General features: G+C 62.7%; 3 protein-coding genes. 1 reads left to right on the top strand and 2 read right to left on the bottom strand.

What is annotated here, in order from left to right; all coding sequences use genetic code 11:
* On the bottom strand, positions 1-925 hold a 925-nt coding region (locus AB5Y92_RS05860), incomplete at its 3' end, for an isopenicillin N synthase family dioxygenase (RefSeq protein ID WP_368225932.1).
* 446 nt (positions 926-1,371) lie between these two features.
* Entirely contained in the window at positions 1,372-2,010 is a 639-nt protein-coding gene (locus tag AB5Y92_RS05855; protein ID WP_368225930.1) for an NAD(P)-dependent oxidoreductase, read from the bottom strand.
* Between the two features lie 101 nt (positions 2,011-2,111).
* Between AB5Y92_RS05855 and AB5Y92_RS05850 the strand changes: the two genes are divergently transcribed.
* Positions 2,112-2,743: LysR family transcriptional regulator (locus AB5Y92_RS05850; RefSeq protein ID WP_368225929.1), on the top strand; the 632-nt coding region annotated here is incomplete at its 3' end.

Here is a 2,743-nt window from a genome sequence, read left to right as displayed (position 1 = left end):
CCTGATAGAAGAGCGGGTTGGTCGGGTCACTCTCCGGCCCTTTCGCCTGCGCTGCCAGCTCGGGGGAGAGGCTGAGCAGTGGCACGGTGGCATCGAGCCGCGCCGCCATAAAGAAGGCGCAGGAGAGGCGCGAGACGCCGGGCGGCGGGCTCACCACCCGATGCAGGGTCGCCTTGAGATAGCCGTTGGAGGCCAGCTCAAGCAGCTCGCCGATATTGACCACCAGCGCTCCCGGCAGGGGGGGCGCGGAGATCCAGCCGTCGGCCGTCTCGACCTCAAGCCCCGAATGATTGTCCTGCATCACCAGCGTCAGGTAGCCGGGATCCTTGTGAGCGCCGACCCCCTGACTGCTGCCGCCTGCCTCTTGTCCCGGGTAGTGAATCAGCTTCATATGCTGATAGGGGGCGCCGCGGATGCTGTCGTCAAACACTTGGGCCGGTTGCTCCAGCACCTCGGCAAAAGCGGCCAGCAGGGTGAGGGTGATATCGCTCAGCCGATCTTGCCACGCCAGCAGATGGGCTTTCATCTCTGGCAGGGCGGTTGGCCACTGGTTGGGGCCGATCAGCCGCTGCCAGGGTTCACGGATCAGGGCCGCAGGCAGGGCTTGCGCCTCATTCATGATATCGAACTGCTCTCGCAGATCCGGCCGCTGGCGGGTCAGCTCGGCACCGACCCGGTTGTAGCCGCGAAAGTGGGGGCTGTTGACCATCTGCACCGCCAGTTTCTCCTGCTCCGGCAGGGTAAAGAAGCGCTCTGCCAGCGCCAGGGTCTCTCGCTGCTCGGCGTCACTCAGGCCATGCCCTGTCAGATAGAAAAAGCCGACGTCGCGGGCGGCCGCGGCAAGCCTGGCCAGCATAGGGCGACGCACCTCGGGTGCCCCGTTGAGGGCAGCCAGATCGATGATCGGCAGTGGTGAATGTTCCATGTGCACCTCCTCACTCTTTCGTTATCTCTGGCGCCATCTCTTCTGCTGCCTCTGGTGCGGGCAGGTCTGATGAGCGGCAAACGGGATGGCACGACAGCGTGGCTGTTTGCTCTTGCGGTGTGGCGCCATCTGGAATGAAGGGGATGCTACTGTTCGGTGTTATAAGACGGAAACAACAAATTATTCTTAGTTATATACAAAATTCGAAATGGAATTCGGCGCCTGATGAGCTGAAGGTTTTTTGCGCAGCCATTGCGGGGTAAAGGGGCAACGATGAGGGGGAGAGTGATAACCAGAGGCAAGCTGCCAGCGGCAAAAATGACCAAAACAGAAAATGGCCAAAACAGAAGGGAGGCGGATGCCTCCCTTCTGGTTGAGCGGTTTTTCACCTGACCGAAAGCACAGGCGAGTGACCGCGTATTCTGGCCTTAACCGCCTGCTGGCTCTCAGTAACCCAGGGTAAAGCGCTGGCGCTGGTGAGCCGGTTTTTCCACCTCGTTCAGCACACCGTCAGCCAGATCACCGGCGGTGATCCCGGCAGGCAGTTCGCCGCTGAACAGCACCTGATCGGCACCAATCCGGTAGCCGCCGCGCTTCTCGCCCGGTTCGAGGAACACCGGGGGAGAGACAAAGCGCCAGTCGAGAGTGGTTTCACGACGCAGGGCGGTGAGACCGTCGCGGGCCGCCAGCGCCCCCTGTTTCCACTCGGCCGGAAACTCAGGGGTATCCACCAGTTGCACGCCGGGGGCAACCTCCAGACTGCCGGCGCCACCTACTACCAGCAGCCAGCTGTTGGCCGCTTTGGCTGCTGCGACGATCGCGTTGGCGCCCTTGAGGTACTGGTCGTAGATATCCGGTGTGGTCCAGCCCGGGTTGTAGGCGCTGATCACCCGATCGTGCCCCTTGAGCACCTCGGCCAATGCCTGCGGGTTTTGGGCATCCACCGCCATGGCGGTGACCTGCGGATGGGCGGCCACCTTGCTGACATCGCGGACGATGGCGGTGACGTGATGGCCGCGGCTGACGGCCTCGTTCAGGATGGCTGAACCGACAAAACCGCTGGCACCGATCAGGGCAATCTTCATGGGGAACTCTCCTTCACTGTTGGAATGGGGCTATCCTACGCCGCCATTTATGATTTAATAATCACCTCAAAAATGCATTCACTTATAAGCTGGATTTAATAATGGAACAGCTCAGACGTTACGCCATCTTCGCCGCCGTGGTGGAAGCGGGCAGCATGACAGGGGCAGCCAAATCCCTTGGCATGACCCCCTCCGCCGTCAGTCAGCATATCAGTCAGCTGGAGAGCCTGCTCGGACTGCCCCTGCTCCATCGCTCCACCCGTCGTCTCAGTCTGACCGAGGCGGGAGAGGTGGTGTGGCAAGGGTGTCGGGCGTTGCAGCAGACCCTGAACGAGACCGAGCTGCGCCTCTCGGAGGTGCGCGACGCCCTGCTCGGAGAAGTGCGGATCACTGCCCCGGTGGGGATGGCGGGCCAGCCGCTGGCTCTGGCCCTCTCACCGCTGCTGCAGGCCCACCCCGGCCTCACCATCCAGATCATCGCCGACGACGAGAAGCGGGATCTCATTGCTGAGCGGATCGACGTGGCATTGCGGGTCGGCACTTTGCCCGATTCGACTCTGGTGGCCCGCAAACTGGGGCAGACCCGGATGCTGCTCTGCGCCGCCCCCGCCTATCTGGCGCGCAAGGGGACGCCGCGCACGCCCGCCGATCTGGCCACCCACGACTGGCTTTGCGGCGACATGCTGGGCAACGGTTTGCTGCTGCAGGATGAAAAGGGGGGCGAGCACAGGGT

This window comes from Aeromonas sp. R1-1 (assembly GCF_040908495.1).
In the GTDB taxonomy this organism is placed as follows: domain Bacteria; phylum Pseudomonadota; class Gammaproteobacteria; order Enterobacterales; family Aeromonadaceae; genus Aeromonas; species Aeromonas veronii.
The sequence above is the reverse complement of the archived record's forward strand: the minus strand, read 5'-3'. Positions and strand labels throughout refer to the sequence as shown.